Annotated in this window: 16 protein-coding genes; 8 read left to right on the top strand and 8 right to left on the bottom strand. The window is 45.2% G+C overall.

Annotated features, from left to right (window positions below):
• Nucleotides 1-126: 126 nt before the first annotated feature.
• The 7 genes from IJJ71_RS10490 to IJJ71_RS10460 form a co-directional block, all read right to left on the bottom strand.
• Nucleotides 127-2190 carry a glycoside hydrolase family 43 protein gene (locus IJJ71_RS10490; protein ID WP_296846875.1) on the bottom strand — a complete coding sequence of 688 codons (2064 nt, stop codon included), beginning with the start codon at nt 2188-2190 and terminating at the stop codon, nt 127-129.
• A 72-nt stretch (nt 2191-2262) separates the two neighbouring features.
• Entirely contained in the window at nt 2263-3207 is a 945-nt protein-coding gene (locus IJJ71_RS10485; protein ID WP_296846873.1) for a glycoside hydrolase family 43 protein, read from the bottom strand.
• A gap of 5 nt (nt 3208-3212) precedes the next feature.
• Nucleotides 3213-3971, bottom strand: coding sequence for a LamG domain-containing protein (locus IJJ71_RS10480; RefSeq protein WP_296846871.1), 759 nt, complete (start codon nt 3969-3971; stop codon nt 3213-3215).
• 59 nt (nt 3972-4030) lie between these two features.
• Nucleotides 4031-5488 (bottom strand): hypothetical protein, encoded by a 1458-nt coding sequence (locus tag IJJ71_RS10475; protein WP_296846869.1) that lies wholly within the window; start codon nt 5486-5488, stop codon nt 4031-4033.
• 12 nt (nt 5489-5500) lie between these two features.
• Complete coding sequence (locus IJJ71_RS10470; protein ID WP_296846867.1) at nt 5501-6217, bottom strand: hypothetical protein; 717 nt, start codon at nt 6215-6217, stop codon at nt 5501-5503.
• Nucleotides 6218-6237: 20 nt separating this feature from the next.
• Nucleotides 6238-7638 carry a hypothetical protein gene (locus IJJ71_RS10465; RefSeq protein ID WP_296846865.1) on the bottom strand — a complete coding sequence of 467 codons (1401 nt, stop codon included), beginning with the start codon at nt 7636-7638 and terminating at the stop codon, nt 6238-6240.
• 31 nt (nt 7639-7669) lie between these two features.
• On the bottom strand, nt 7670-9298 hold the full coding sequence (locus IJJ71_RS10460; RefSeq protein ID WP_296846864.1) for a lipocalin/fatty acid-binding family protein: 1629 nt from the start codon (nt 9296-9298) through the stop codon (nt 7670-7672).
• A gap of 333 nt (nt 9299-9631) precedes the next feature.
• On the opposite strand from IJJ71_RS10460, the gene IJJ71_RS10455 reads away from it, so the two are divergent.
• The 3 genes from IJJ71_RS10455 to IJJ71_RS10445 all read left to right on the top strand — a co-directional run bounded on the left by IJJ71_RS10455 (nt 9632) and on the right by IJJ71_RS10445 (nt 14239).
• Nucleotides 9632-10480 (top strand): Rpn family recombination-promoting nuclease/putative transposase, encoded by an 849-nt coding sequence (locus IJJ71_RS10455; RefSeq protein WP_296846862.1) that lies wholly within the window; start codon nt 9632-9634, stop codon nt 10478-10480.
• A gap of 143 nt (nt 10481-10623) precedes the next feature.
• Nucleotides 10624-13155, top strand: coding sequence for an alpha-L-arabinofuranosidase C-terminal domain-containing protein (locus IJJ71_RS10450; protein ID WP_296846860.1), 2532 nt, complete (start codon nt 10624-10626; stop codon nt 13153-13155).
• Nucleotides 13156-13315: 160 nt separating this feature from the next.
• Complete coding sequence (locus tag IJJ71_RS10445; protein ID WP_296846858.1) at nt 13316-14239, top strand: ArsR/SmtB family transcription factor; 924 nt, start codon at nt 13316-13318, stop codon at nt 14237-14239.
• Nucleotides 14240-14329: 90 nt separating this feature from the next.
• On the opposite strand, the gene IJJ71_RS10440 is transcribed toward IJJ71_RS10445, so the two are convergent.
• A complete protein-coding gene (locus IJJ71_RS10440; protein WP_296846857.1) occupies nt 14330-15652 on the bottom strand; it encodes a glycoside hydrolase family 27 protein in 1323 nt (440 codons plus the stop codon).
• Between the two features lie 159 nt (nt 15653-15811).
• Between IJJ71_RS10440 and IJJ71_RS10435 the strand changes: the two genes are divergently transcribed.
• Genes IJJ71_RS10435 through araD form a run of 5 tightly spaced genes read left to right on the top strand, consistent with a single transcriptional unit; the run spans nt 15812 to nt 22783 of the window.
• A complete protein-coding gene (locus IJJ71_RS10435; RefSeq protein ID WP_296846855.1) occupies nt 15812-17368 on the top strand; it encodes an alpha-N-arabinofuranosidase in 1557 nt (518 codons plus the stop codon).
• Between the two features lie 9 nt (nt 17369-17377).
• Entirely contained in the window at nt 17378-18871 is a 1494-nt protein-coding gene (arfA, locus tag IJJ71_RS10430; protein ID WP_296846854.1) for an arabinosylfuranosidase ArfA, read from the top strand.
• Between the two features lie 19 nt (nt 18872-18890).
• A complete protein-coding gene (locus IJJ71_RS10425; protein ID WP_296846853.1) occupies nt 18891-20492 on the top strand; it encodes a xylulokinase in 1602 nt (533 codons plus the stop codon).
• Nucleotides 20493-20519: 27 nt separating this feature from the next.
• A complete protein-coding gene (gene araA / locus IJJ71_RS10420; protein WP_296846852.1) occupies nt 20520-22052 on the top strand; it encodes an L-arabinose isomerase in 1533 nt (510 codons plus the stop codon).
• Between the two features lie 11 nt (nt 22053-22063).
• Nucleotides 22064-22783 carry an L-ribulose-5-phosphate 4-epimerase AraD gene (gene araD, locus IJJ71_RS10415; protein ID WP_296846851.1) on the top strand — a complete coding sequence of 240 codons (720 nt, stop codon included), beginning with the start codon at nt 22064-22066 and terminating at the stop codon, nt 22781-22783.
• Nucleotides 22784-23010 lie beyond the last annotated feature (227 nt).

Raw genomic sequence — 23010 nt, 5'->3', positions numbered from 1 at the left:
TAAAGTAACATGATTTAAGCCCATACTTATGGTTCTCCTTTGTTAATTTTGGTTTTTGTGGTGAAAAACATATTAACAAATTTCCATTTGTATGGGTGTTTTTATTTTTACTATTTCAAGTTCATTTTACAATCTTCCATTCTTTTTATTTCCCCAGAAATATTCACCTTTCTTTGCTGCAGAAGTGTCTGAACAAATCGTCGAGAAAGTTATCGTGCGATAATCGCTTGAACGCGCCCAATCCACCGCATGAAGAACATAGCCTTTGAATGTACCCAAAGCATTTCCGGCCGCATCTTTCAAATTAATTGTAACTGAGTAACCGTCCGAAGCCAGTGTCCATGAACCAGAATAATTTCCAGTGATATTTCCATTTGAATCAAGCGTAATCTCTTTGCTTTTTGTTGGAACTGCATCAGCGGAATTTACATTGTCTGTGACAGAATCAGCACCATAAATACCAAGCGTAGAAACTTGTGCCTTGGCTATATCACGAACAGTAAGAATCGTGTCATAAGTTCCTGCAATATCCGTCATATTCAATGCCGAAAGACTTTCTTTTCCATCGCTGGTATAATTTGCATAATTGTCATAATAATCATTCTGATTTAGAACCGGCCAGCCGTCAGAATTGAAGAACATCTGATGAAGTTGCAGCAAGAAAATATATTCTGGAGCATAATTTGTGCGCGTATGGCAGGCAAACATAATCTTACCATCTTTCGCTCGCAAAACTGAAAGTCCGCCCTGACTTCGGAAACTGTATTCATCGCTTAAGGCATGACTTCCGATGATTTTTGAGCCGATTGCATGATATTTAGAATAATTGGTCGTTCCAAGCCACATATCCTTTCCACCAGCATCAAGATATGGCCCGTTTATGTCTCTGCTTCTGCCCAACGCGCAACGGTATTCCCACATAAGTCCGCCACAAGAAGAAATCATGTAGTAATAATCAGAGTTACCATTGTAGAAAAGTTGAGCACCCTCATAAGCTGTGGAAGCTCCATTGCTTGGAGTGCTAGCACTTGCAGCCCCACCGATAAGTGGCTTGCCCAAAAGCGCGAACCTGTCAGAAATTGAACTTGTTGTTGTCGCGGCCTTATCTAATGACATGTCAAGTTCATCACCCTCACTATACGTTTTTCCATCAAGAGTAAACTCACTGAGAGCTACAGGTTTCAAGCTAACAGAATCAACATAAGCAAGAACAATTCCGTTCAGCCAAGAGCCATAAGTGATTGCATAACATTCATTGTTTCCGATAGTATATTTTTTGATTTCACCATTCGCAACATCATAGACGAATTCAGGGTCAATACAACCATATCTATTGTTGTTACACTCTTTGTAGTTTGGCAAAGAAATTGCTTTTCCATCCAAAGAAGCCCCATTTGAAGTTAAAGTGCTGCCATCAATGTCACCTTTCGAACCAATTACATAAGGACAATACCGAACCAAAAAGTTCTGGCTGTAACTGACTCCAAGTGCAGAAAGTTTTGATTTTATGCCGGCTATGTCAGCATCATTTCCTGTGTATTTTGAGATGTAGCTTGCCGGATAAAAAGGGCCTTTCGCGCTAGAAGCAATCGCAAGCACGATTGAAGAACAGGCATATTTTTTGCTATTGTCCGACATTAAGACATCCGCATTTACACCGTGGTACATATAATACAAGCCATTCTGTTTGATGACAGTCGGTGCCCAAGTGACGGCCGTGTAGCTGGAATTGCTGTGCTTAACTTCCGAAGAAGATGCCTTGAATCCTTCCCATGCCAAAAAATCCTCATCCCAATGACCTTGAATCGCAGACTTAGAAAGTGTCGTCCAATTCACCAAATCAGTAGAATAACGGATATTTATGCCGGTGTTCTCGACATTTCCACAGCTGGCATCCGTCGCATATATATAGAAGGTTCCGTCATCATCTTGAAAGAGCTTAGGGTCATGACAATTCGCCATATTCCATGCGCCCTGAGATTTTCGAGCCTCATCATTTGCTTTTGCATATTTTGTCTTCACATAATTCGCAAAATCAGAATTTGAATTATTTTCGGTTTCTGTCTTTGTCTTTGGTGTTGTCGTCACCGCAGGAGCACTTTCAGTCACTTCATCGCTACAGGAAGACAATCCCGAAGCGAAAATTGAGGCTGCCATCAATCCGCATATAATTCTGGAGATTTTTTTCATCCGATTCCTCCTTTAAAAAATGCCGTGCCTTGTCTCGATTTTTTCTCAACAAAGACACGGCATGAAATCCTTCTACATGAACAGAGGCGTTCCGTCCGCAGAATAATTAATTCTTTTTACCCATGTGTGGCGGTTCGGGTCATAAAGTGCAAAATCCAAATCCACCTCCGCATAAGGGCGCGCATGGTAAATCAGGTAATCGCTCTTTCCGTCCCGGCTTGTGGTAAAGCTGTTGTGACCGGGGCCGAAAATTCCTTTTTTCTCATCCGTGACAAGAACAGGTTTTTCGCTCTTTTTCCAGCTTTTCGGGTCGAGCAAGTCAGCTTCGTCATCCGCCGTAAGAAGTCCCATGCAATATGTCGCATCTGTGGCACTTGCGCTGTAGGTCAAAAAGATTTTTCCATTCCGTTGCAGCACCGCCGCACCTTCGTTCACCCTGAACCCCTTGCATTCCCAGTCAAATTCGGGAACTGAAAGCAAGGTCTGCGGGAGCGAAAGTTTTGTCGGGCTTTCCATTCTGGCAATGAAGAGTGCGGAATTTTCCTTACGCTCCTGTCTCTTCTGTGCCCAGACCGCATACCAAGTTCCGCGGTTCTCGAACACAGTGCAGTCAAGCATAAAGCTGTCCCATTCCGACTCCAACATGCCCTTCTCTTCCCAAGTTCCGCAGAAAGGATCCGGGCTGGAATTTTCAAGAACCCATGTACGAATCCACCACGGATCTTCTGCCCTTCCAGCCGCAAAGTAGATGTACCATTTTCCGTTGATGAAGTGCAGCTCAGGTGCCCAGATATGCCAGCTCATCGGACCGGAAGAATGTTTCCGCCAGATTACAAGAGGCTCGGCATCTGCAAGACCTTTTACGCTCCAGGCACGGCGCAGCTCGATTCTGTCATATTCAGGAACGCTGGCCGTAAAATAGTAGTAGCCGTCCGTGTGGAAATAAACATAGGGGTCTGCCCTTTGCTTAATCAGAGGCTCAGCCTCATCTTTTTCAACGATGTCCGTAATGTTCATGCTGATTATTCCCCATCAGGAGCCACAATGCCGTTGTAGATAGCGGCGACTTCACCTGCTGAAACGGCACGGTTCAGGACGAGGATGTCATCCATTACGCCGTGGAAGAGAGGGTCAGACCAGTTTGAGGCACCGACATAGATTCCCTGAACATTTGCGGCGATGTCAGCCGGTTTGATTCGGCAAGGAATTCTCTGCTCAAGTTTTCCGTTGATGTAAAGTTTGGCAACACTTCCGTCAATTGTCGCAACAAGATGAGTCCATTCACCTACTTTTGGAAGAGCCGAAAGAACAGAAACAGAACCTTTTGCACCGATTACATCCATTCGCAGAAGTTTTGTTTCCCAGTCCATGCCAATCCACAAGTCTTCTTTCTGATTTCCGATGTCGAGGACTCGCGCCCAGACACGCCATGATTCAGGATTAAGCCATGCCGCGAAAGTGAAGCCTTCTCCGTCGAGGACTGACGGATCAAGCGTGATGTATTCGTCGCTTCCGTTGAAGAACAAGCCCTGTCCGTTGTGGCCTTCATCAAGTTCCGAGCCGTCAAGGGCTGCAGTGTAAACCGAAATTCCGTTGCCAGAATGATCGATGACTTCCTGACTCTCGTTGATTTCTTCCTCAAATGTGTAATAGCCGACAACACCATCACCTTCTGTGATTGTGTATTTTCCGCCGGCTCCAACCGCGCCCGAAGTTGAACCGCAGCCAATCAAGGCCATAAGAGCAAATGCGCAGACCGCGCCAGATATAATTTTTTTCATAAAAAACTCCTTATATAATAGAAGAAAGTTGATTACCGCCCTTTATGGGCGGCATAAAATTACCACCAGAACACAAGTCCAATTGGAACTCGCCAGGCGAAGGCTTGAAGGACATTGCTTGTCTCCAGGTGCTTGTACTGAAGCTCCAGGCCTAGTTTCGCGTTACCGTTGGCGAAGTTTTTCTGGATGTATGGGTAGCCGTAGACTGAGTAGTAGCGGCCTGCGTGTCCAGTTGAAGGGGCCGCGCTGTCCTGACCATCAAGTCCCATGAAGTTCGCATCGTAGCTGAGCAAATCCGAGCAATAACCGTCGAAACCATCCGGCTTGTTCATTCCGTTGATAGAACCGTTTGCATCCTGACCGTACATGAACTGTGTCACGAATCCGAGCACATAAGATGTTCCGGCAATCGGGTGAGTTCCGCTGATTCCGATTGCATTGAAGACAGCCTTTTCGTTAATGGCAGCATAATGCGGGCCATAGTATGCGAATCTGTCCTCAACTGCAAATTCCCAGCCAGGAACAAGCTGCGTGAATTTTGCAGAAACCTGCGCGATGTGACCGAAGACATTCTTTGACCAGTCCTTCTCATCAAGAGTAAGGTCGCCGGAAACCTCAGCCTTTCGCCAGCGGAAATCATAGCTCATGTTCATCAAGAATCCGTAGAACAAGCTCGGCATATCCACCTGAAGGAAAGCCTCACCGTACTGGCTCTTTGTGAAATTATCCTCAAAACCGTCACCATTCGTTCGGTATGTGTTCGGACGAACTCCGGCATTGAAAGTCACATTGTACAAAAGCCATTTGTACTGAGCCATAAGTTTGTAAGCCTTAGCAAGATGCGTCCAGTCATCAAACTTTTCGTAGCTTTTTGTAAACGGAGCAACCGGGAGACCGACGATTGCCTTAAATCCCTTGATGCTTCTTGGAAGAATCTCAACGCCACTGAATGCGGAATCACTTCCAGCGGCACGGCATGCAAGACCTTCGATTTTCTGTCCGCCCATCACATAGCCCGGGAAAATATATCCTGCGTTCCAGCCGTTTGAGGCAAAATTGCCTGTGTAGAAACGGAACTGGTCATCGACAAAGTGAGTGCATACCCACATCTGGCCGATTGGCGTAGAAGTATCATCAGTATTTGTCTGGTCGCCGGAACTTGTAGTTTTTTTGAAGTAATTTGTTTTGTCTGTGCTGTTGAATTTCGTGCGGTCAACATATTCAGGAAGATCAGCATACCACGGGCCCAAGCCTGAACCAATCCACACGCTTGAATGGAAATCAACATTCGGAGCCGTCGCATCAAGGTTCAAAAAGTGAATACCGTTCTGGTTAGGACCGAATTCCGAAGCAATTTCGCTGTGCTCCCATTTGTCAGCCCCAGGATTCTTGCTGAAAACCTGAGCCGCCGCAGTGCTCGTATAATCGACATATCCGCCGATATGAACCTGCTGCGCAAAAAGTGCAGAACCTGCTCCGAGGATAGCAGCACCAATAATCAATTTCTGAAATTTCATCTGTCTGCCTCCTTAGTTTCCAGCCTTGTATGCATTGTATTTTGCCAATGCACCGGCATCATCAACCGCTACATCCAAACTGAACTTTGCCATAGTATACTCACCGTCTTTACCCGCAGCCCAAGAGTCCGAAGGATGAACACAGTAAATACCGCTTGCGGCAATGTCATTCAGTATGTTCTTAACCCATTCACCGCCACTGATTGTGAACTCGCATGTGTTAAATCCATAAGGAGCCGTTGTGCCACCATAAGTTGTGACCAATGCGCCATCTTTATAAAATTTCATATAACCGTCAGAAGAAATGCTTATCGTGACATAGCAGTCTTTCAGGAATTCATCCCAGGCACCGTTCCCTGCCGCACAACCGAATGAATTTTTCTTCCATATTTTATCCTCACACTGATGTGCGGTCGTAGTTCCGAAATTTCCGCTTGGAACCTGGAAAATCATAGACCAGTCATCGGTGTAGCCGCTGAGATAGAAACTGAAGCTAACGCCTGCTTCCTTAGTCCACGCAGTTCCGTCATTTTTCCTGAACTCAGTCATGGCAGGAATCGACATATCAATGCCAGCCTTTTTGAGTGTCTGCGGTAACTGAATCGATGTATCGAACTTTGACTGGAAAAAACTGACTTTCTCCGAATCCGACATCTCTAAGTCACAGCCTGCCAAAGCAAGCATAGTCAATGCAGCGATGGCAGAGCAAATTGTTTTTAACTTTTTCATTACTCATGCCTCCTGTAAACTTAGAAATTGAATTTCACGCCGATTGGAACCCGGTATGCAAAGCATGTGTTCGTGTAATTGCTTGTATAAGCCTTTGTGAAAGCAAGCTCACAGGCAATAATCAAGTCACCATTAGAAAAATTGTACTTGAAGTAAGGCTTGGCGTAGCTTCCCATGTATTTTGTCGCTTCACCGCCATTTGCCTTTGCGGTCGCCATGTCATTCAAAGCAAGAGTGATGTCGCCGTGTGTCGCATAAGCTCCATTGTTAACACGAGCATTTCCTTTTGAATTGAGTGCGAATCCTTTTCCCATTGCATCAGAAGCGAAGATTCCTGCAAGTCCGAGACCGAATCTGCACTGTGTTCCAGGAAGGGCATATTCTCCGTTGAGGGCAAGAATGTCATACATAAGCTTTTCATTTGCTACGATATAATCATCCCCGGCGTAGAAAAGGCGATCCTCGGCAGCCAAAGTGATTTCGTCAGTGAGAGCAACTTCACCAGAAAGACCGACCATGTGTGCGAGAGGACGATGTTCTTTTGTCGTGTTGTTTACAGTCTGATACTCAGCCTTTCGCCATCGGACATCATAACTTGCAACAAGATTGATTTTGTCCGCAATTCCAGGAGCAACGAACTGAACGAAGCCTTCGCCGAACATGCTCTTTGTGAACGCTGTTTTTTCATTGAAAGTAGTAGAACCGCTGTCATCAGTAGCAATTGCCATAGTTCCGCGGTCAACACCATCGTAATATGTGCCCGGTCGGAAGCCCGCATTGATTGACATGCCTGTAGGGAGCTGATAAGTTGCGGCGAGCTTAATTTTCTTGCCCAAATATTTCCACTGATTTCCTTCCCAGTCTGTCTGGATTCCGTTTCCGCGGATTGGAAGAATCGGCAATCCAGCAAACAATTTGAGTCCGCTGACTTTCTGAGGTGCAATCTCAAGTGCCGTAAGGTAAGGGCCGTAATTCTTGTCAGCAAGATTCGTAATATACTGAGTTCCAAGAACCGCACCGTTTGCGATATATCCGGCATTGAAATCATGGAATTTTCCGGTATAAAGCTGAATCTGATCATTCAAGAAGCCGACTTTCATGTTTCCCTTGTAGAAAGGAGTGCCTTTTCCGCCGTCAGAATAATCGAAGAATTCCTCATCGCCGCCGTCTGCGTTAAAATAAAGTCCAAGATTGAATTCAAAACTTGCCGCACGAACCCCGACATCAACAGTCATTTTTCCGTCCGGGTCATAGCCTGCAGAAGCATCAGTCTTCTCCGTAGTGCCGTCGTTGTCATATCGAGCCTGCGACAAGCCCCAGATTGTGTAATCTATTCCAGAGTGGAAAGTTACAGTCTGTGCAAAAGCTCCGGAACACAAAGCAAGGGCTGCTGCACCAAAAATAAACTTATTCAGTTTCATAGTGTTTTTTTCTCCTTTAGATTTTTTTTATTTACTGAAACGCAATTGAAGAGTTTGCCGCACCTGTATTGAAGTGAAATCTTACTTCGCCATTTGCGGTATCGGAAGCCTTTGAAAGTTTATATGTCTGTTTCCAACCTGCCCATTCTGGAGATGTGAGAGTTACATTGACATCTGAATTTCCATTTTCAATTACCGCAAGAACTTTATATCCACTTGTCAATTTTGTTTTTAAAGCCGTAACCCAATCAGATTCTGACGCTACTATTGATTTTTTATCAGCATCACCGCCCTCTGTTGCCCCAATTGTAAGACCACTGCCAGCTACAGCACCATCCCATCCATAGTTCCAGGCCCAGTTATCCATTCGCATTGTTACGCCACTATTGCCCCAAATTTCAACCCAAACATTATATGTATTATCATCTGCATTTTTTGCAGTAAACAAGGCCGCCGAAGTTTTTCCTTTTGCCAATACTGCATCTGAACTAGATTTCATTGCATTACTATCAGTTACAGTTGTTGCTTCTGAAATTATATATGTAGGTGCAGGCAAAGCATACGCCGGGCTTGTGAGTGAATTGTATGTTGCCGTAACATTTGTACCAGTTACTGCAAAAGTACAACCTGAAGCTGCCAAAGAACCTGTAGTATTATCGCTATATGTTGCTGTTACAGTGAAATCAATAGCCTTCGTCAAAGAAGTTGAATTAATGATTTCTGTATATGCCGCAGGATTATAAAAATCATATTTTAAAGAAGCATTTGTAATCGCAATACTTGCAACAGTCTTTTCAGTTCCCCCATTCTGACCATTCTCTGTATTACCAGAATCATTGTTTCCGTTATTACCAGAATCATTGTTTCCATTGTTGCCAGAATTGTTGTTATTTCCAGAATTTTCAGCCTGTGAAGAATTGTCTGTGCCTGGAGTTGCGGAAGAAGTACCCGTAGATTTATCATACAAACTCTTGGCCTCAGCAGCAGTAAGTGCAGAACTATAAGAAATCTTGCTTACAGTAACATCTGTTGTTGAATTTGTCTGAGGAAGAATATTCACAACCCCAGCTTTCAAAGCTTTGAATAAATTCTCAACTTGTTTAGTTTTTCCAGTCCAATTAAATGTGAGAACTCCATCAAGATACCAGTCAACACTTCCATCCGTATTGAAGCAGAGTGTTTCATAATGAGAACCTATTGCTTTTTCCCAAGTGTTACCAGTAATTGTATTATCCCCTTCGTAGAAGGCTCCACCAAGTTCATCAGAAAGCCATACATAACCTGCACAAATCTGAATGTTTCCATCCGCTTGAAAAACACATGTCTGGTCTGTTGTCGTATTTTCAATTTTAAAACTTAATGCGACACCTTTTGATGTATCAAATGAAGTCAAGTCCATCGTTCCTGCAGCACCAGCTGACCAATCTTTTTTGGCTACAGCAGTATATGTTCCATTTATGCCTGTCTGAGTTTTCTCTATCTGAGACTCTCCACTTCCTCCACCATTGCCATTTCCCGAACCTTTATCGGCATTTGCCTTTGCTTTTGCTTCGACAACCTCTTTTCGGCTGTCCTCATCATTCAGAGTCATTTCACATCCAACGAAAGCAATAGCCGCAGCAAGCAATGCTCCCATTCGTAACAACTTCACGATTTTCATTTGATTCCTCCATTTTTAACATAGAACGGCTTTTCGTATATCCAATATTTTTGATATATAACGATTTTTTCCGTTATTGATAAAAATACTAAGTCCGAATTTTTCATTTGTCAACAAAATTTTTCAACTTTTTCTGATATATATCATATATTCTCAATATTTAAGCAAACATTAAGTTTATTACTAAAAATTTTTAAAAAATTTTCAATTTTTTTTGATTTCAGCTGCCAAAAATGAAATTTTTTTCGCTATTAATATGCAGAAAAAAACATGGGTAAAAGTGCTGATTTGCCCCTGTGAGCCTAAAATTTTATTTGAGAAAAGGTGAAAATAATGAACGAAAAAATGAAAGTAATGACAAAGACAAAAAACTGGGAAAATCTAACCTTCGCAGACAATTTCCTTTTCTGCAAGATTTTGGAAAGCGAGCCAGAACTTTGCAGGCAGCTGCTCGAAATACTTCTTCATATCAAAATTGACAGACTGGAAACTCCTCAATCAGAAAAGACTATGCAAGAACTAATCGGAGCAAAAAGCGTGCGGTTCGATGTCTACGCGGAAGATGGTGAACAAATATTCGACATTGAAATACAGACCACCAAGAAAAAAAATCTTCCGAAGCGGGCAAGGTATTATCAAAGTATAATTGATGTCGGAAATCTGAGTAAGGGCGAGAATTATACCAAACTAAAAGACACTTATATTATCTTCCTATGCCTTAATGATATTTTTGAAAAAGGACTCCCCGTTTACTTTTTTGAGAATTTCTGCCGCCAAGACAAAAATCTCAAGCTTGATGACAGGGCTTTCAAGGTCTTTTTTAACGCCAGCATGTATGATAAAATGACAACTGATGAGGAAAAGGCTTTCTTCAAGTTTCTCAGAGGCGGAGAAGCAAATTCGGACTTCACACGAAACATTGAGGAAAAAGTCACACGGGCTAAGCAAAATGCAGAGCTGAGGAGACAATATATGACATGGCAGCAGACAATCGATGAAGAAAAAGAAATCGCTCGCGAAGAAGGCTTCAACGACGGTTTCAACGATGGAATTCAACAAAATGCCATATCAACAGCGAAAATGATGTTGGCAGATTCTGTCGCTACAGAGCAAATTGCAAAATGGACATCTCTTCCGCTCTCACAAGTGCTCGCCCTCAAAGAAGAAGTAAGCCAAAAATAAAGATAAGGGCGGCTTCCAAATCAAAAAATTCGGAAAACCGCTCTAATATTTTTGATATATATCAATTTTTCATGATATTTTTCTTGACAACTCAAATTTTATCCCACATTATGAATTCATAATTGAAAATCAAGGAGTCTATCATGAAAAAAAACAAACGGCTTCTGGCTTCGCTCTTAGCAGCAGGGCTTTCTTTGCCGTGTATTGCAGGAGAAGCCAGCATAACCGCTGATTTCAGCGCGAAACAAACACCTGTCAGCAAAAATCTTTTCGGTATTTTTTACGAGGACATCAATTATGCGGCTGACGGCGGCTTATATGGCGAGATGATCCAAAACCGCTCATTTGAATTCGGAGCAAGCAATCAAAGCTCAACCACAGGCTGGAAAGACAAAATCAATATCTCTGGCGAAAAATCCACAAGCCGGCTCAAGGCAAACAAAAAAGACGGCCTGAACGCAAACAACCCGACTTTCGCGACATTCACTGCAAAGGCGGCAGGTGACGGATTCTCAAACAAAGGATACAAGGGAATGTATTTTGAGGCAGGAAAAACCTATCCCGGCTCAGTTTATCTCCGCTCAACCGATGGAACCGTCCAGAGCCTCACAGTCACAATCGGCGCGGACGACACCGGGGCAAAAACCGCCTCAACAAAAATCACAGGAATCACAAATCAGTGGAAAAAATATGAATTCTCTCTGACAGCGGCGGCAAACACTTTCAACGGAAAAATCGCTTTCTACGCTGACCAGGCAGGAAAAGTTGATGTTGATTTCGCCTCGCTTTTTATGGCCGACATCTACAAAAACGAGCCGAACGGCCTGAGAAAGGACCTTGCTGAAATGCTCGAAAAAATGCACCCGGCCTTCATCCGCTTTCCGGGCGGCTGTATCGTTCACGGACATTTCCTTGCTGACCGCTATCAGTGGAAAAACACAATCGGGCCTGTCGAGGAACGAAAAGAGACTCCAAACTTCTGGGGCGGAAACATTCCTTATCAGCAGTCTTATGGAATCGGATTCTACGAATATTTCAGGCTTTGCGAAGATTTGGGAGCAGAACCAATCCCTGTCCTGAGCGTCGGAATGAGCCATGACGGAGAAAAATCTTCAACAGGCGAATACAAATGGTACGCTCAGGATGCCCTTGACCTGATTGAATGGGCAACAGGACCTGCAACAAGCAAATGGGGAAAAATCCGAGCAGAAGCCGGGCACCCGGAGCCATTCAAGCTCAACTACATCGGAATCGGAAACGAGGATTGCGGCGGTGACTATCTCGACCGATTCAAATTCATTTCTTCTGCAATCAAAAAGAAGTACCCGAACATCAAGACAATCATTTCATCAGGCTTCACTTACAATGACGTAAACTTCCACAACGCATGGAATCAGGTAAAATCTTGGGAAAAGAACAAAAAAACTGCGATTCTCACGGATTTGGTCGATGAGCATTATTACAATCCGTACACATGGTTCCTGACAAACGGCGGCCGCTACGATGACGAAAAATTCTATCCTCGTGGCGAAAATGAGCCAAAAGTCTTCATCGGAGAATATGCCTCATGGGTTGACGGACGAAGAAATTCACTTTTCGCGGCACTCACCGAAGCTGCTTACATGACAAGCATCGAACGCAACGGAGATGTGATTGAAATTGCAAGTTATGCACCTCTTTTTGCACGCGACGGATTCGTTCAGTGGCAGCCTGATGCAATCTGGTTCGACAACAGCCAGGTTTACGGAACTCCAAACTACTATGTCCAGCAGATGTTCATGAATCACAAGAGCGATTACACCGTAAAGACAAGCCTCACTCAGCCTGTGCAGGAAAATGCGAAGAAAAAGGGAATTGAAGGCACAATCGGAATCGGCTCATGGGCAACATCCGCAAATTTCAAGGACATCAAAGTGACCGACAAAGACACAGGCAAAGTCGTTTACACTTCAAAAGATGCAAAAGATACTGGCGCGTTCAGCGTGGCGACTCAGCGCGGTGAATGGGAAGCAGCAAAAGGCGTTTTCACACAGAAATCAATGGCGACTCCGGCTTTCATGGCTCTCGACAACGAAAGCGACATCGAGGGAATGCAGAATTACACCCTTGAGCTTCAGGCACAGAAAACCGGCGGTGCAGAAGGATTCCTCATCAGTTTTGGCGTAAAAGGCGAGAATCTTTACTGGTGGAACATGGGCGGCTGGGGAAACACTCAGAGCTGCGTAGAAAAAGGCTCTCTCGGCGGACGAAGCATCATCGGAGACTCAAAGCCAATGAATCTTTCAAACGGAAAATGGTACAAAATCAAGATTGAAGTCACTGGCGAAACTTACAAATGCTACCTCGACGGAAAACTCATGCACGAATTCACTGATGTCCAGAATTTCGATCCGCTCTACGCACATGTCGGCAGAACGGAAAACGGAAAAGTCATCGTGAAGATTGTAAATGTCTCAGGCGAAGCACAGAATGTCAAAGTCTCGCTCAAAAATGCCCCTGCCCTCTCACAGACTGCAAAAGTCACAGTGATTACAGGCGGTGCGGACGACGAAAACAGCTTCCGCGTTCCAAAACAGGTTGCTCCAAAAGAAGAAACTTTCAGCGGCGTAAGCTCAGATTTCACATATCCTGCTAAACCGTACTCACTTTCTATCCTTGAAATTGATGCAAAATAACTCCTGAAAAGAATGTTCAGGTCTTATTAAAAGATTATTTTAAGATTTGGACATTCTTTTAATTTTTTTTCAATAAATTTTTTATTTTTTTTTCTGTACTATATCAAGAAAAGTTGATATAATTAAGTAAACTTTATTTTACATTAAAAAAAGGCAACTTATGGAAAGTGAAAAATCTGTACTTATCATTAAACCACTGGAAGATATTGCAAAATTAAAGGCTCTTGCATCAGAACCTCGCATTCAGATTCTTTCTCTGATTAAAGAAAAACCTCTGAACATCAACGAAATCGCGGAGCTGCTTAATTTTCCTCAGTCAACTGTCGCAACTCATATTTCCATTCTTGAAGAAGCAGGACTTATCGAAACCCAAAGCATTAAGGCGCGAAAAGGCACGCAAAAACTCTGTCAGCCGGCTTTTCACGAAATCCTCATTCAGTTCGATGACTCAAAGGCACAGGAAGACAGCTGCATGGAAATCGAAATGCCTCTCGGAATTTTCACGGATTGTCAGGTCACGGCACCATGCGGACTCTGCTCAACCGAAAAAATCATCGGGCAGCTCGACATGCCTAACGCATTCCTCAATCCTGACCGCATGAAGGCAGGCTTAATCTGGTGCAATTCAGGCTCCGTCGAATACAAATTCCCGAACAACACGATGTACGACAAGCGGAACCTCACAAAACTTGAAGTCAGCGCGGAACTTTCTTCTGAAACACCGGGTACAAATCCTGACTGGCCAAGCGACATCACAATCTGGATTAACCGCATCGAAATCGGCACATGGACTTGCCCCGGCGACTACGGTGACAAGCGCGGCAAATACACTCCAGCCTGGTGGAAGCTCGAAGGAAGCCAGTACGGTCTTTTAAAGCATTTTTCGGTCACAAACGAAGGCAGTTTCGTTGACGGCGAAAAACTTTCCAATGTAACGCTTGCCGATTTAAAACTTCAGGAGCATCATTCAATCCGCGTGCGGCTCGGCGTAAAAGAAACGGCGGAACACTTGGGCGGAATGAACATCTTCGGCAAAGGCTTCGGCAACTACGATCAGGGAATCATTCTCAGGGCATATTATTAATTTTTAGGGTGCCACCCTGCGGGTCGGCTGTTCCGCCGCTCGCTCACGCTCGGTGTCCTCACTTCGTTGCGGTCACTGGCTTCGCCACGGCTACATAGCCTGGCACTTCAAACAAAGCAAAACCGTTCCATGAGCAGGAATGACACAACAAATCGTGCCATTTCCGCTCATTTTTTCTTTTTGGTCACAATTTTTCCACAAATCCCTGACAGCGTGCACTTTTTCGCAAAGCCCCAGCTCCATGCCGCTTACGCTCACCTTCCCTTCCTCGTCACGAAAATTGAAAAGGGCAACATAAACCGAATCAGAATCAGAACCTGAGCTTTTCCACACGCAATCACTTTCCGTACGGCGGATTTGCTCCGCTTTTCTGCCCCCTTTTAAAACTGACAGCACTTCCTCATTTGTAAGAAGAGATTTCGTCCAATCATCAAGAAGAGTCAGTTCCGCGCCAATCATCAGCGGGCTTTTAAAGATGCACCAGAGCGTCATCATCGTCTTCTGCTCATCTTCAGTGAATCGGGTTTTTCGCTCACAGGCAAAGCCCTTTCCGAGCATACCAACAGGAAGCATGTCGCAGTCAGGCCAGCACCCTTCGCTCACCTGTCGCTGCCACATTTCGCACCGCTCGAACATCGCCTTTAAAAGCCGCCACTCATCCCAAAAATCATCGGTAATCCGCCACATATTCGCGAATTTTCGTAAGTGCCAGGCTTTTTCGATTACGGCAGGCCCCGGACTTAGGCTCAAAACAATGTCTCGCCCGCTTCTCTCAATCGCCTTTGCAATCGCCTCGATTTCTTTTTCGGCTGAATACGGATTTTGCGGATACATGTTCGTGTTGCAGATGTCATCGACCTTCACAAAATCAACGCCCCATTCGGCATAAAGGGCAAAAATGCTGTCATAATATTCCTGCGCACCTTCTTTTGTCATATCCACGCCGTACATATCGCCGTTCCATTTGCTCACGCTGAACGGATTTGCGATTTTGTCTGCGGTGACATTCGTTCCCAAGATTTTCGTGTGGTTGTGAGCGCAAAACCGAGGGATTCCACGCATAATGTGAATTCCGAATTTGAGTCCGAGCGAGTGTACATAATCCGCAAGAGGCTTGAATCCCCTGCCGCCGGAACTTGAAGGAAAGCGGACAGAATCTGGAATCTGCCTTGAATAGCCGTCCAGACAAAGATGTGTGAAAGGCACATACTGCACTTCTGGAACCATGGCAAGCGCATTCGGGTCTGACCACTGGATGTCAACGACAATGTATTCCCAACCATAGGATTTCAAATTTTTCGCCATGTAATCCGCGTTTTTGCGGATTTCTTCCTCAGTCACGCCGGTATTGTAATAATCGTAACTGTTCCAACCCATGGGGGGCGTGCGTGCAAAATCGTTCTTGTTTTTCATGACTCAATTCTAGCACGGGCAAAGTTGATTCGCAATCTTTTTCTATCGGGAATTTCTGATTTTTTTCAACTTTTTTTGATATATTCTCTTGCAAAATCCACAAACCACTTGTATTATGGATTTAGAGAGACAAAAAACGGAGTTTTTAAAAGGAAAATTATGAAAGAATCAATAATTGTTGATACAAAAAACAAAAAATCTGTAATCAGCCGCGACATTTACGGTCATTTTTCGGAACACCTCGGCCGCTGCATTTACGGCGGATTCTGGGTCGGAAAAGATTCTGACATTCCGAACATCCACGGATACAACAAGGCTGTAGTTGAAGCTTTCAAGGAGCTGGACATTCCGAACCTCCGCTGGCCGGGCGGTCTTTTTGCGGACGAATATCACTGGAAAGACGGAATCGGCCCCAAGGAAAACCGAAAGCGCATGGTAAACACAAACTGGGGCGGAGTCACCGAAGACAATTCTTTCGGAACCCACGAATTTTTCGGCCTCTGCGACGAACTCGGCTGCAAGCCTTACATCTGCGGCAATGTCGGAAGCGGAACAGTTCAGGAAATGGATGAATGGATTGAATACATGACTTTCAGCGGTGAAAGCCCGATGTCAAAATTGCGCGAAGCAAACGGCCGAAAAGAGCCGTGGAAACTGGATTACTTCGGTGTCGGAAACGAAAACTGGGGCGGCGGCGGAAACATGAGGCCCGAATTTTATGCAGACCAATATCGCCGCTATCAAACTTTTGTCCGTCAGTACGGCGAAAATAAAATCTTCAAGATTGCGGGCGGTGCAAATGTCGATGATTACAACTGGACGAAAGTTCTCATGGAAAATGCCCATTGGCTCATGGACGGTCTTTCCCTCCACTATTACACTTATGAATATCGCTGGGAAGAAAAGAAGTCTGCCACAGGTTTCACAAAAGAAGGCTGGTACCGCATCATGCGCAATGCTTTCCGAATGGATGAACTTATCCGTCGTCACAGCGAAATCATGGACAAATATGATCCTGCAAAACGGGTCGCCATGGTCGTTGATGAATGGGGCAACTGGTTCGCTCCCAAAGAAGGCACAAATCCCGGATTTTTGGAACAGGACAATTCTGTTTGTGATGCTCTTGTGGCCGGAATCACGCTCAATATCTTCAATAATCACTCTGACCGCGTGCGCGTGGCAAATCTTGCTCAGGCCGTCAATGTCCTGCAGTCACCGGTTCTTACTCAGGGAGACAAAATCGTCCTCACACCGACATGGCATGTCCTTCATCAGTACAAAGGTCATCAGGGCGCGACATTGCTCGGAACAAGCGCAGCATATTCTTACTGCGGTGTAAATGATGTTCCTGACTACAACGCAAGTCTTCGCGGAGTCAGTGCAAAAGAAGATGTAATTGTCCCAGGTCTTAGCGTTTCGGCCTCAGAAAAGGATGCTGATTCAAAATCTGGAGCCAAAAAGCAATATCTCGTTACAGTTGCAAATGTTGACGCAGAAACCTCAAAAGAAATCGAAATCAGTTTTGCTCATCTTGAAGGTGCAATCAAATCGGCAACGGCAACAGTCGTCACTGGCGAAAAAATGGACACAATCAACAGCTTTGAAAACGGAGATGCTGTAACAGAAAAATCACTTTCCGTAAAAATAATTGACAAACAAACCGTTTCAATCAATCTTGGGGCATATTCAGTTGCAGCAATCACGGTGCTTGCATAGGGGTATTTTATGAACACAAAAGTTACAATCGTAAAGGAATTTACAAATGGTCAGGTCGATGACAAACTTTTCAGCTCGTTCATTGAGCATTTGGGTCGTGCCGTTTACACAGGAATTTATGAACCAGGGCACAAAACTGCTGATGAGCAGGGATTCCGAAAAGATGTAATCGAGCTTGTCAAAGATTTGCGCGTAGGCTTGGTTCGCTATCCGGGCGGCAACTTTCTTTCGGGCTACAACTGGAAGGACGGAATCGGGCCACGAGAAAGCCGGCCAGTCCGACTTGACCGGGCATGGCACACAATCGAAACAAATCAGATTGGAATCGATGAATTCGCTGACTGGGCAAAAAAAGCCGGTACAGAAGTAATGGCCGCCGTCAACATGGGAACAGGAACCCCGCAGGATGCCGCCGACATGGTTGAATACTGCAATTATCCGAGCGGAACGGCATGGAGCGACCTCAGAATCAAAAACGGACACAAAGAGCCGCATGACATCAAATATTGGTGCATCGGAAACGAAATGGACGGACCGTGGCAAATCTGTCATCTCGATGCAGTTGATTACGGCAAAAAAGCCCGCGAGACAATCAAACTGATGAAATGGACTGACGAGCGGATTCAGACAATCGTGTGCGGAAGCGCATCAACTTCAATGCCGACATACCCGGAATGGGACAGAATCGTTCTTGAGCACACTTACGACCTCGCTGATTATATTTCGATTCACCGGTATTTTGAAAACCGCGGAAATGATGATGACTTCCTCGCCTCTTTCTATGACATGGAACAGTTCATCAAAACAAGTGTCGCAACCTGTGACTATGTAAAAGCACTCAAACGAAGCAAAAAAGAGATGATGCTTTCCTTTGACGAATGGAACATCTGGTATCAGAGCAAGATGGAGCCTCATCCGTGGACACAAGCCCCAAGAATCCTTGAAGACCACTACTCTCTTCTTGATGCGCTCGCATTCAGCGGCATGGCAATCACACTTCTCAATCACGCAGACCGAGTGAAAGTCGCTTGCCTTGCTCAGCTTGTAAATGTCATCGCACCTGTCTTCACCGAGCCGGGAAAAGGCGCATACAAGCAGTCAATTTACTTTCCGTTCCGGGATATTTCTGTTTATGGCCGCGGAACTGTCCTCATGCCGATAGTCCGAACCGAAAACAAAATAACCGAAGCTTATGGAGAAGTTCCGGCTGCAATTTTCAGCACTATATATAATGAAGAAAATGATGAAGTGACCGTTTTTGCACTCAATACAAACAAGAATGAATCTTCTGAAACTGAAATCGACCTTTCTTCATTCGGAAAAACAGAGATGATTTTGAGAACAGAATTGAGCGGAAGTGATTTGAACGCAAAAAATTCGCTTGAATCACCAGATGCTGTAAAAACAGTTGCAATTTCGCCAATTCAGAGTGAAAATAGTATCTATGCTGTGACTTTAAAATCCGCATCTTGGAATGTACTTAGATTTAAAGTCAAAAAATAAAAAAAAGGAGATTAAAAAATTGACAACGGAAGAAGTCAAAAAACTCATCGAATCCGGTAACGCTATTGTCGGTATCGAATTCGGCTCAACGCGAATCAAGGCTGTTCTTATTGATTCGACCAACGCACCTGCTGCTCAGGGAAGCCACACTTGGGAAAACTCCCTCATCGATGGCATCTGGACTTATTCACAGGAAGAAATCATCACAGGCCTTCAATCGGCTTATGCAGATTTAAAGCGCGATGTAAAAGAAAAATACGGAATTGCGCTCAAAAAAATTCGTGCTCTCGGCTTCTCAGCTATGATGCACGGCTATCTTGCTTTTGACAAAAACGGCAATCTTCTGGTTCCGTTCAGAACATGGCGAAACACAATCACAGGAGCCGCTTCAGAAAAACTTTCTGCACTTTTCGGCTACCCGATTCCAGAACGATGGAGCATTTCACATCTTTATCAGGCAATTTTGAACAACGAGCCGCATGTAAAAGATGTTGCATTCTTCACAACCCTCGCAGGTTTCATTCACTGGAAGCTCACAGGCCAGAAAGTGCTTGGAATTGGTGATGCCAGCGGAATGTTCCCGATTGACACAGCCACAAAGAACTACAACAAAGATTTCATCGCAAAATTCGACAATCTCATCGCAGATAAAAAATTCTCCTGGAAACTCGAAGAAATTCTTCCGAAAGTGCTTCTTGCCGGTGAAGATGCAGGAACTTTGACCGCCGAAGGAGCAAAAATCCTCGACCCGACAGGCGAGCTTGAATCAGGCACTCGTCTTGCCCCGCCAGAAGGTGACGCGGGAACTGGAATGATTGCCACAAACGCTGTCGCAAAACGCACTGGCAATGTCTCGGCAGGAACTTCGGTCTTTGCAATGGTCGTTCTCGAAAAAGACTTGAGCAAAGCTTACAACGGACTCATTGATTTGGTCACAACCCCGGATGGTGCTCTCGTTGCAATGGCTCACGCAAACAACTGCATGGGAGAATTTGATCATTGGGTAAATCTGTTCGATGAAGTTATCAAGGCAACCGGTTGCCAGGTTGATAAAGGCAAGCTTTACGGCACATTGCTCAAATCAGCTCTCACTGGCGACAAAGACTGCGGCGGATTGCTTCCGTTCAACTATCTTTCTGGCGAAAGCATCACAGGCCTCACGGAAGGCCGTCCGCTTTTCGTCCGCACTCAGCACGCAAATTTCACCATGGCAAATTTCATCCGCGCACAGCTTTTCACGGCTCTTGGTGCGCTCCGATGCGGCATGGACATCCTTTTTGACAAAGAAAATGTCAAAATCGACAGTCTCACAGGTCACGGCGGATTCTTTAAGACAGCCGAAACAGGCCTCACAATCATGTCAGCCGCACTGCACACACCAGTTTCTGCTCTTGAGACAGCAGGTGAAGGCGGTCCATGGGGAATGGCAGTTCTTGCAAGCTATCTCGTAAACGCAAACGGAAAGCCACTCGATGTTTGGCTCAACGAAAGTGTATTCAAGACAAGCAAAAAAACAACGGTCGAAGCAAAAAAGGAAGATGTTGACGGATTCAACGAATTCTTCGCGCGCTACACAAAAGGCCTTGCAATCGAAAAAGCTGCAATCGAAAATATCGAGTAAAAAACGCACATACATAAGGAGACAAAAATGAACGCATTGGAAAAATCTTTATCAGGATATGAATTTTGGTTCTTAACAGGTAGTCAGGATTTGTACGGCGAAGAAACTTTAAAGCAGGTTGCCGCAAATTCAAAAAAAATCGTTGAGGAATTGAACGCAAAGGCAGGATTCCCATGCCAGCTGGTATGGAAGCCGACCCTCCTCACTCCTTCTTCAATTCACCAGACTTTGGAAGAAGCAAATGCTTGCGACAAATGTGCCGGCGTAATCGTATGGTGCCACACTTTCAGCCCGGCAAAAATGTGGATTGCAGGCCTCAACGCATACAAAAAGCCACTCTTGCAGCTCAACACTCAGTTCAATGTCGAAATCCCTTACGCAACAATGGACATGGACTTCATGAACTTGAACCAGAGCGCACACGGAGACCGAGAATTTGGCTTCATCACAAGCCGCATGGATTTACCACGCAAAGTAATCGTCGGACACTGGGCAGACCCAGACACACAGAAACGAATTTCTGACTGGATGCGAGTTGCCCGTGCCGTTGCAGACGGAAAAACATTGCGCGTGCTCCGTTTTGGCGACAACATGCGAGAAGTTGCTGTAACAGACGGCGACAAAGTTGAGGCAATGATAAAATTCGGCTGGAGCGTTCCATATTACGGAATCGGTGACTTGGTTGCTTACATGAACGAAGTCAAACAGGGTGATGTTGACGCTCTCTTCGACGAATACAATCAGAAATACGAAATTGTTTATGACTGCGGAAACGGATTCGACAAAGATTTCGTAATCGGTCAGATTAAAGAACAGGCTAAAATTGAAATCGCACTCCGCCGCTTCCTCGAAGACAATGACGGAAAGGCACTTTGTACAAACTTCCAGGACTTGCACGGAATGAAGCAGCTTCCAGGCTTGGCAATCCAGAGATTGCTTGCTGACGGTTACGGATTCGGTGCAGAAGGTGACTGGAAGACCTCGGCTCTCGTCCGCACATTCAAGGCAATGACAGCAGGCCAGGTTGTCGAAGGCAAAAAAGGCAATGCTTTCATGGAAGATTACACATACAATCTCGTTAAAGGCAAAGAAGCGAACATGGGAAGCCACATGCTTGAGGTTGACCCGGAAATCGCTGTTTCTAAGCCAAAAATCGAAGTTCATCACCTCGGTATCGGTGACAAAGAGCCACCAGCACGAATGGTATTCAACACTCTCGAAGGTGAAGGCCTGGTTGCTGCCGTCGTTGACATGGGCAACCGTTTCCGCTGTGTAGTGAACGAAATCAATGTAATTCCACCGGAAGCTCCACTTCCAAAACTCCCTGTAGCACGAATGCTCTGGAAACCATATCCAAGCCTCGCGACAAGTGCCGAAGCATGGATTTTGGCTGGCGGCGGACACCACACTGCATTTAGTAACATTATTTCAACGGAACAGCTCCGCGACTGGGCTGAAATGGTCGGAATCGAGTGCGTTGCGATCGACAAGAACACGACAATTCCTCAAATCCGCAATGAGCTTCGCTGGAACGCAGCTTATTGGAACGCAAAACGCTAAGGAGACAAAAAATGAGCATGTTTCAGACAATAAAAGAACAGGCTTACGAAGCCAACATGCAGATTCCTGCACAAAAACTCGCGATTTACACCTGGGGCAATGTTTCGGCATTCGACCCGGATGCCGGTGTTTTCGCAATCAAGCCGTCTGGAGTCGCATATCCTGAGCTTACTGTTGACAGCATGGTAGTTGTTGATTTGGATGGAAAAGTTGTTGAAGGAGAATTGAATCCATCGAGCGATACGAACACGCATCTCGTTCTCTACAAAGAATGGGCTGTAAAAGGCGGGGCAAAAATCGGCGGAATCGTTCACACTCACTCGACTTACGCGGTCGGTTGGGCACAGGCTCAGCGGCCAATCCCGCTTTTCGGAACGACACACGCTGACCACATTCAGTCGGTAGTTCCATGCACGCCTTACATCACAAAAGACGCGCTCACACGCAACTACGAGCTTGAAACCGGCAACCTGATTGTAAAACACTTTGCCGACGAAGGCTTGCATCCGGCTGAAACGACGATGGTTCTGGTCGCAGGTCACGGGCCTTTCACATGGGGTGCGACACCTGACAAAGCCGTTTACAATGCGGCAGTCCTTGAAGAAGTCGCAAAAATGGCGACAATCACGCTTCAAGTGAACCCGGCGGCAACACAGCTTCCGGCATACATCATCGACAAGCACTATCAGCGAAAGCACGGTCCGAACGCATATTACGGACAAAAGAAATAGTTTTACAATTAACTAGATAAAACAAAAACAAGCTCCCGGCGGGAACATGGCATTAGAATCCACCTACGCAGCACAGCTGCTTCGGAGACTCGCTAAAAACTTGCCTCGCAAGTTTTCTTGACGCTCGCTAGGTTGTGCGAAATCGGAAATTAGACTCGCTTCGCTCGCACAAAGTGGATTCATGCCATAACCAAACAAGCACAACAACGCCAGTGCTTGCCGCCTAC

It is taken from the genome of Treponema sp. (assembly GCF_017430385.1).
Lineage (GTDB): Bacteria > Spirochaetota > Spirochaetia > Treponematales > Treponemataceae > Treponema_D.
The sequence above is the reverse complement of the archived record's forward strand: the minus strand, read 5'-3'. Positions and strand labels throughout refer to the sequence as shown.